An 8,582-nucleotide genomic window follows, 5' to 3' on the forward strand; every position below is an offset into this window, starting at 1 on the left:
ATAAAGTAACGCTTAAATCAACAGAAACCCTGCGGCCTTAAAAAAAAGGGACAGGGTTTCTTGATCGTTATCTGGAAGACAACCTTGTATCTCTTTGGAATCCTGGCTGGATCAGAGCGAGTAAAAGCAATATATTAATGCCGATTTCACCGATCGTTCTTAACCAACAAAGCATAGTCCATAATTCGGCCCTGGCTGCAAGTTCGGGAGAAAACGGCCCCTCGGCGGGCGTATTCTGGAAAAACGTAATCTCGGGGGCAAAATACGCAAACGTAACGATCCGTATAATCGCATACAACCCCAATACAACCAATAGATAGGTTCTACGCTTTTTCGCTTTCCAATTCATGATCAATGCAATGATAACGAATATGTTTGCAGCGATGTGAAAAGGAATCCAAAAGTTTATCAGCGCGAGGCCATCCGGCGGTTGGATCAATGCAAAGGATTCGGGCGGCGATGCGCTCCATACGGGAGCAACGATCATTTCCTCGTATAAGCCTCCCCCGTTCACTACCCCAAACAACAAGACCGTAATAAACAACGTTAAAAAAGCAAACTTCTCTCTCATACCGTAATCTTATCCTCCCAGTTCGTTTTATAATCGTACATCCATCCGAGCGAGTCCTTGTTGGCCTGTTTCAGAAACATCGGCAGCATCAAATCGCGGAAAAATACCTGCACCGGATTGGTCGCATGCTTGCGTTGGCCGATGGACCGCGAATACTGCACAATCCGTTCCACCCTGTCGCGGCGCAATTGTTGGAACATGGAAAATGCCTGTTCCAGGTTCGGCAGGTCCCGTATGCACTTCACCAGCACCATAGCATCCTCAAGCGCTAAGGAAGCGCCTTGACCGGCGTTGGGCGATGTCGCATGTACGGCGTCTCCGACCAAAACAACCGATTTGCGATACCATTCGGCTACCGGCGGCATATCGTAGATCGGGAACACGCCGATCTCCCCTTGCGTCGATCGCACGATTTGCGGAATCGGATCGAGATCGTTCGCATACAAACCGTTTATCGTTTTTCGCCATTCTTCTTGCGGAATGCTTTGTAATTCCCGGCGGGTCGGCTGCCCGTTATAATCCATGTTGCCGTACCAGTATACTTCGCCCGACGGTTTGACCATGTACCCGAAGAAGGCGCGTTTGCCGAATACCAGCTTTTGAATTCCTCGTTCATAAGGCACCTTGCTGCGGTTCACAAAACCGCCGAAACTGATTAATCCCGTGTAGGATGGGACAGGCGAATTCGGCAGGGCAATTTTCCGTGTACGGGAATGAATGCCGTCGCAGCCGATGAGTATGTTCCCGGATGCATAGGACCCGTCTTCGAAGGAAACCTCTACACGATTGGGCTCGTTTGTCTCGATGCTTCTTAGTTTCTTGCCGAACTCGATCGGTATCCCTTGACGCAGCGCTTCTTCGCGCAATACTTTGTGGATAAACCCCCTTTTAATCGTGTAACCTTGCGGTTCTCCCGTCGATTGGCCAACCGTGCCGAGCATCTTGCCTTTCCCGCTGACCATCTTCATCGTTTGCATCACAATGCCTTCCTGGCGAATCGGTTCGTCAATGCCCAACTCGTCCATAACACGCAACCCGTTGCGTGCCAGGTTGAGAAACAATCCGGCATAATCGTCGTTTGTTTTCTCCGCTTCGTAAATGACGGAATCGATTCCTATTCTTTTCAGAAACAGGGCCGTAGCCGGACCGGCGATGCCGCAACCGATAATTAATGCTTTATGCTGTTGATTGGAGTTTTCCATTTTCCCTCATCCTCATTTCAATTTGTTTTATTAGTTTAAATAAACTATAACATTTAGACTACAATAAGTAAACTAATTATTTTCAAAATATTTAAAATGGTCTATAATAATAATGAATCGAATCAGAAAGGGGGCGAAGTGGCTTGCCTAAACCGAAACGAAGCAATCTGCTGGCACTGGCTATCTTGTCTCTGCTGCACGAACGACCCATGCATCCTTATGAAATTGGGGTTACGATGCGGCAACGCGGGCTTTCCGACAGCATCAAATTGAACACGGGCTCGCTTTACGCAGTCATTGAGGGTTTATTGAAAAACAACCTGATTGAATCGGTTGGAACGGAAAAGGAGGGAAGGCATCCCGAACGGACGATTTATGGACCTACGGAGGAAGGAAGAGCCGAGTTTTTCGATTGGCTTCGATCATTGTTGCGTTTGCCTGCGAAAGAATATCCGCAATTTGCGGCAGGACTTTCTTTTTTGGCTCATTTGACGCCAGGGGAAGTATTGGACCTTTTGGCGGAAAGAGCCGAAGCGCTCGTCAAACAAATAGAGGAAACCCGTTCTTCGATGGAGGCGACTCGATCCATGGGAATCGATCGGCTGTTCGTCATCGAACAGGAATACTCGCTCGCTTTGCTTGAAGCCGAACGAAACTGGATTCATAAATTGATCAAAGATATTGAAAATGGGTCCATAACCGAGAAAAAAGATGGGAAATTGAACTGGGCGCTCTCTTTTGACTTTCAAGGTTAACTCCGGTTTTTTTGCGACATAAGTTATGGAGCGGTCATTTGGACAAGGGTAGGGGAGCGCATCGGTGGCAGTGTAAAGGTTAGGGGTTCGACCCCTTGTTTCTTGTATGAAAAATCGAACAATAGGTTCATACAAACGGTTGAAATAGAGCGATTGTACGAAAAATCGTACACAATCCCGTATATGCGATCATGTGGCTTCAATTTTATATGAAAAATCGCACAATCATCGGATTCGATGATGCAAAAGAGCTCAGTTAATATGAAAAATCATACAAGTCTATGCTTCACCCAAGGGTTCATTAATTTTAAGCTTGAAAATATTGGGGATTCATGATATAAACTTGACATAATGCAAGTGGCGAAGCACGCCCCGGTATTCCTTCCCGTATGGAGAGGAGTCCGGGGTTTTTATTTTGGGAAAGGAGTGGCTTGTTATGAGTTTTGATGTTGAGCATGAAAAGTGGATCCGGACACATTTGGCTAAACGGCAAGGGGAACGCAAGGATGCGCTGCGAAGGGGACATGGATATGGAAATCGCCTGTTTGCAGAGAAGATATGGTGGCCCCTCATAGGACACTTTATTGGGCTGCATCCGGAGTATGAAGTGAGGGACTCGCGAGGACGGTCTTACTTTGTAGATTTTATGTGGATTTTGGGTGGACATTTTTTTGCATTCGAGATTATGGATTATGGTTCGCACGCTATGGATCGAACGAAATACCGCATGGATCTGAATCGGGGACTCTTCCTGCAATCGCAAGGATATTGCTTTATCGCGATTTCATTGGACGAACTGAAGGAAAATCCTTCGTTTATCGTGGCTATGCTGCGCAGTATTTTGGCCCCTTATTTAGCTGTAACCATAGAGCAGAATGGAAATATCCCGCACAAATTTGCAAAAATTGAACGTGAATTGATGCGCTTGGCTATTCGGCGTCATCGTGTTATTCGCCCTTCGCAAGCTGCAAGAGAACTTGAACTGCATAAGCAAACTGTCATCAAATATTGCCGCCTACTTGTAGATAAAGGGAAATTTCGGGCAGTGCCATCAGGAGGCTCAGGCAGAATCCGCCAATATGAGTATCTGGGTTCAACATTGAGTTCAGATTTGATTTGATTCAGCTTCGCCGGGCGTGTGGAGGAATATGGAGAAAGTTGTCGAATCTTTACAAGGTTATGAAAAAATATCGCGTTGTTCTAACCATTTTATTATTTATTGCGGTGATGAACGGCGGCCGCCTCTTATGGCTGGAGTTATTCAAGCCGTCCGGGCAACCTTTCGCTGCGGGCGGGCTGCTGGATTTGCGGAACTGGGATTCGGGATCCGGCCAAACGATTACGCTTGATGGAGAGTGGGAATTCTACCCGGGTATTTTGCCGATGTCCGAAGGACATGACCAAGATTTTGCAAAATACCGCGCGCAGCGACTCGATATCCCCTCGAAATGGAATGCGCACTTGCGGACGGATACACCGACCCCTTACGGATTCGGAACATACAGGCTGAGAATTGCGGTCGATTCCGCGGATGAAGTGTACAGCATCTATGTTCCCAGTATCCGCAGTTCGTCGCAATTGTACGTCAACGGCAAATTGATCGCTTCTTCCGGCCATCCCGCGTCGAGTGCCGAGGAGTATGAAGCGAGAAATGTTCCTTACATAGCGACATTCATGGCGGATAAGGAACGGACGATCGAGCTGGTGATTCAGGCAGCCAACTTTGCCGATCCTCGAAGCGGGGGACTGGTCCGTTCGCTCAAGTTCGGAACGGATGAGGCTATTTTCCGCGAAAAGCAGCTTTCCATGGCAACGCAGCAGCTTATCGCAGCCGCATTGATGATGCAGGCGGTCTACTTGCTGCTCTTCTTTGCCATTGAGCGAAACAAGCATTGGTTTTACTTTGCCGTGTCCATCATGAGCTTCACGCTCATCACCTTGAATAGCAGCGAAGACAAATTGTTGCTGCATTGGTTTCCAATTTCGTATGCATGGAGCTACAAGCTTTTGTGTCTATCGCTTACGGTTCTTGCCTATGCCATTTTGCAAATGGTGAGCGTACAGCTTCCCGAAGCATGGCGGGCGAAATGGCTGCGGGTATACGGCGTTGCGGCAATCGTCGGGGTTGTGATGAGCATATGGCTTCCGCCTCAAGGCAGTGAAATGATGCAATATGCGATCTTCCTGACCGCTTCACCCATTTTCGTATTGCTCATCGTTTCCGTGCTTCGTATGGCGGTGAAGGGGATTCGAAGCAGTCTGATGCAGTTTTTGGCATTTCTGGCGTTTTCGAATCACATGATTTGGTGGATGATTTATATGTTCATGGGAATCAAGGTCATCTTTTATCCGTTTGACCTTATTCTGGGCATGATTTTGTTTTCTTCCATCTGGATCAAGCGCTACTTCGAGTTGTACACCGAGCAGAAACTGCTAACCGAGAAGCTGGAAGAAGTCGACAGGAAAAAAGATATGTTCCTGGCAAACACGTCTCATGAGTTGCGCAATCCGTTGCACGGTATGATTAATATTTCCCAGTCGGTGCTTGAGCGGGAAAGAGACGCCATAAGCGGAACGAGCATTCGCGAATTGGAGACGGTGCTGAAAGTAGGCAGGAGAATGTCGCTTATGCTCGATGACCTGCTTGACGTCGCGCGACTGAAGGATAGCAGCCTGAGGCTGAATATCCAAAGCGTCTCCGTACAGCCGATCGTAAGCGGAGTCATGGACATGATCCGGTTTATGGCCGTCGGAAAGCCAATTGAGCTGACAAATCGGGTTTCGGAACATTTCCCCAAAGTGTTCGCCGACGAGAATCGTTTGATTCAGATTTTGTTCAATCTGTTGCACAATGCAGTGAAGTATACGCATGAAGGCGAGGTGTGCGTAGAGGCGTACACCGAGAAGGGCCGGGCGTTCATCGTCGTTTCGGATACCGGGGTCGGCATGGATGAATCGACCGTGCGCCGGGTGTTCGAACCGTATGAACAAGCACATCCGATGAACGGTTACGAAGGCGGTTTTGGCCTGGGACTTAGCATAAGCAAGCAATTGGTGGAATTGCATGGAGGAACCATCTCGGTCCGGTCTGTTCCCGCCAAAGGTTCGCGGTTTGTCTTTACATTGATACCGGATGACTGCTCTGGGGCGAAGGTTGCGCATGAGAAGGGGACCGACGGTTCCCTCGGTTTCTTCCAATCTTTGGAGGTTGCCGCGGCACAGCCCGTGCCGGATGATCGGAAAGAGGAGAAGCAGGATCCGCTGCAACGGTACGTAGGGGATAAGCCGCGTATACTGGTTGTCGACGATGATGCGCTGAACTTAAGCATTATGGTATCCATTCTTTCCCGCGATGACTATAAGGCGGAAACGGTGATGAACGGTGCCGAAGCTTTGGCATTGCTTGACGGCCAAGAGTGGGATCTGGTCATAACGGACATCATGATGCCGGGTATGTCGGGTTACGAACTTACGCAAAAAATACGGGAGCGATACGCGGTGTCCGAGTTGCCCGTCTTGCTGCTCACCGCCCGCAATCGCCCGCAAGATATTGAGAATGGTTTTTTGGCCGGCGCGAACGATTACGTGACAAAGCCAGTGGAAGCCAGGGAGCTTCGGGCCCGGGTTCAGGCGTTGACTCATCTGAGAAGATCGGCCCGCCAACGCATACGAATGGAAGCGGCTTGGCTGCAAGCGCAGATCGAACCGCATTTCTTCTTGAACACGCTCAATTCGATTGTCGCATTGCATGCTGACAATCCGGAACAGATGATCGAACTGATTGATCATTTTGGGGATTTTTTGCGCGAAAAGTTTAAGTTCCAAAATATCGGCGAACGGGTTCCTCTGAACGACGAACTGAAACTTGTGCGGTCCTACTTGTTTATCGAGCAGGCGAGATATGAGGACAGGCTGCAAGTGGAGTGGGAGATGGACGGAAACACGGAGTATTGGCACATACCGCCGTATTCGATACAGCCTCTTGTGGAGAACGCAATCAGACATGGCCTGATGAAGCGGGCGGAAGGCGGCATCGTGCGGATCCGGGTGAGGACACTTGACGGCGGCGCGGAAATTTCCGTCATCGATAACGGCGTAGGGATGAGCGAAGAGGTTGCGGCCGGGCTTCTGGAGCCGGATGCGGATCGTAAAGGGATCGCGCTGCTTAATGTCGATTTTCGCTTGAAACGGTTGTATGGCCGCGGCCTGAACATTGCAAGCACTCCGGGAGCGGGTACGTCGGTTTCATTTGTGATAAGTTAGATTGCAAGCGACCGGGCGGAAGTACAATGTTGTACTTGACCCACCAAAACGAAAATCAAAACCACTTCGACAAGAAGTGGTTTTTGTTGACTGCTGAGGGGGCGAAACCGGGTTCAGTCCGCGCGCAGGGAGCGTTGGGAAAGCTTCTTGATTCGGCTTCAGCGTAACGGGCCGGGCACGGTGTCTGAATCGCTAGCGAACCTGAGGAACGCTAAAGCCGTAATAACGAGGCGATTTCAAATTTAACGAAACTCCAAGCCGTTATTAGGGCGAAAAACCGCTGCATGACCTTCTATTATGAGGAATAGCGATTCCCAGTTTCGTTAGCAAATGGAGAAGCGCCATTTTACCCGAATAACGATGCTAGGTTTCGTAAGCAATATTTGCGGCATCGCTTGTTCCCGCTCGCCACCTCTAAATGCTCCAGTTCCACCAACTTATGCAGAACCCGACGGGCATATTGATCCGATATTCGCAGGTGAGCTGCCAATTCCATAGGGGTAAACGGTCGTAGCTCCCGCCGGGCAAAGCGAACGGCTTCCGCCTCAAGACAAGTCAACTCGGTCGGCACATCCGTTGCCATGAATCTGCCAATGAAGGAAAGAACAAGCTGTTGGCAGCGGCGAGGCTCGTCCTTAATAGAAAGATAAGCAATCGGCAAAAAGATCCAATTGTCGAGCGCCAACAAGCAATGCCGCCAGCAAAGGTCCTTAAACCGCTTGACATCAATATCCCTGGCGTGAGGACCGTACCCTTGAATTTCAATCCCGCCTTTCATACCTCCGGGCATATAAGCAAGATCCACGTAGCGGTATCCGTTATGAAAATCAAGCACCTCCCATTCAGGATGCAAATGATCGAAATGTTGAACTGCCGGAAACCAAACGGTGCGTAGAAACTCCGTAGTTCCGTGCCCTAGCCCCTTCTCAAGCAATTCACGCCTTCTGTGATTTTTCTCTTGCATAATGTTCGATTCCAGCCACTCCCCGTACTTTTGCTCGAATGTCGACAACACGTCCACCACCTTTATTTCGATTGTAACAACAAAAAAACGCTCCGATACAAAAGTATCGAAGCGGCGTGTGCTTCACGTCCGAGTTAATCCAATTGTAACTCGCGAGCAAAATTTTGGCAACCCGTACACACAAGTCGTTCACTTCGATCGATAGCGAGTTGGAAACAAAAGTATGCCGAATTTCGGGGAATGGAGCGTTCCATTTGGGATAAACTCATGCCCCGCAGGGGTTAGCCGATCCTGCCTCTTGTTGCGTTCTAACAGCTTGACTCCAAGTTGAGGAGAATGAGGTAATGGCAGGTTTACGAGGCAAATCGCATATGGCGCATGGATATATCGAAACTTTAAGGAAAAGTTGTGTTGAGTAACTGCTCCGGAGTTATCGGCTGTGAAAACAGCTTCTTCGATCCGGCTTAGCGCGAGCATGGCGTCGGATTGGGGCTAGCGAACCTGAGGAACGTTATGGCCGTAATAACGAGGCGATTACAAATTTTAGCGAAACTCCAAGTCGTTATTTGGGTGAAAAACCGCTGTATGACCTTCTATTATGATGTATAGCGATTCCCAGTTTCGTTAGCAAATGGAGAAGCTCCATTTTGCCCAAATAACGATGCTCGGTTTCGTAAGAAATAGTTGCGGTATCGCTTGCTCCCCGCTCGGGGCTGTCCATAAAGTCAGTGAAAACTGCTGGACGCCCCGTTTTTGTTGAATGTTAAAAATGTACACAAAAAAAACGTCTTTTCCTGTAAAATGAAAGTTACCACACCACCATTTTA

At 48.8% G+C, this 8,582-nt stretch carries 6 protein-coding genes; 3 read left to right on the forward strand and 3 right to left on the reverse strand.

The features are described from left to right. Positions 1-67: 67 nt before the first annotated feature. Positions 68-571, reverse strand: coding sequence for a hypothetical protein (locus KQI79_RS06250; RefSeq protein WP_216537360.1), 504 nt, complete (start codon positions 569-571; stop codon positions 68-70). Beyond that, positions 568-1,773: an FAD-dependent oxidoreductase gene (locus tag KQI79_RS06255; protein WP_216537361.1), complete on the reverse strand. Its 1,206-nt coding sequence runs from the start codon at positions 1,771-1,773 to the stop codon at positions 568-570. The genes KQI79_RS06250 and KQI79_RS06255 overlap by 4 nt, the downstream gene beginning before the upstream one ends. A gap of 143 nt (positions 1,774-1,916) precedes the next feature. Here KQI79_RS06255 and KQI79_RS06260 point away from each other — a divergent pair, with 143 nt between their 5' ends. The 3 genes from KQI79_RS06260 (at position 1,917) to KQI79_RS06270 (ending at position 6,791) form a co-directional block, all read left to right on the forward strand. Beyond that, complete coding sequence (locus KQI79_RS06260) at positions 1,917-2,528, forward strand: PadR family transcriptional regulator (protein WP_216537362.1); 612 nt, start codon at positions 1,917-1,919, stop codon at positions 2,526-2,528. Positions 2,529-2,964: 436 nt separating this feature from the next. Beyond that, positions 2,965-3,648 carry a hypothetical protein gene (locus KQI79_RS06265; RefSeq protein WP_216537363.1) on the forward strand — a complete coding sequence of 228 codons (684 nt, stop codon included), beginning with the start codon at positions 2,965-2,967 and terminating at the stop codon, positions 3,646-3,648. Positions 3,649-3,686: 38 nt separating this feature from the next. Beyond that, positions 3,687-6,791 (forward strand): hybrid sensor histidine kinase/response regulator, encoded by a 3,105-nt coding sequence (locus KQI79_RS06270; RefSeq protein WP_216537364.1) that lies wholly within the window; start codon positions 3,687-3,689, stop codon positions 6,789-6,791. 346 nt (positions 6,792-7,137) lie between these two features. Here KQI79_RS06270 and KQI79_RS06275 read toward each other — a convergent pair whose 3' ends face one another. Continuing rightward, positions 7,138-7,803: a transcriptional regulator gene (locus KQI79_RS06275; RefSeq protein WP_216537365.1), complete on the reverse strand. Its 666-nt coding sequence runs from the start codon at positions 7,801-7,803 to the stop codon at positions 7,138-7,140. Positions 7,804-8,582 lie beyond the last annotated feature (779 nt).

This window comes from Paenibacillus sp. MSJ-34, from assembly GCF_018918005.1.
Taxonomy (GTDB): domain Bacteria; phylum Bacillota; class Bacilli; order Paenibacillales; family Paenibacillaceae; genus MSJ-34.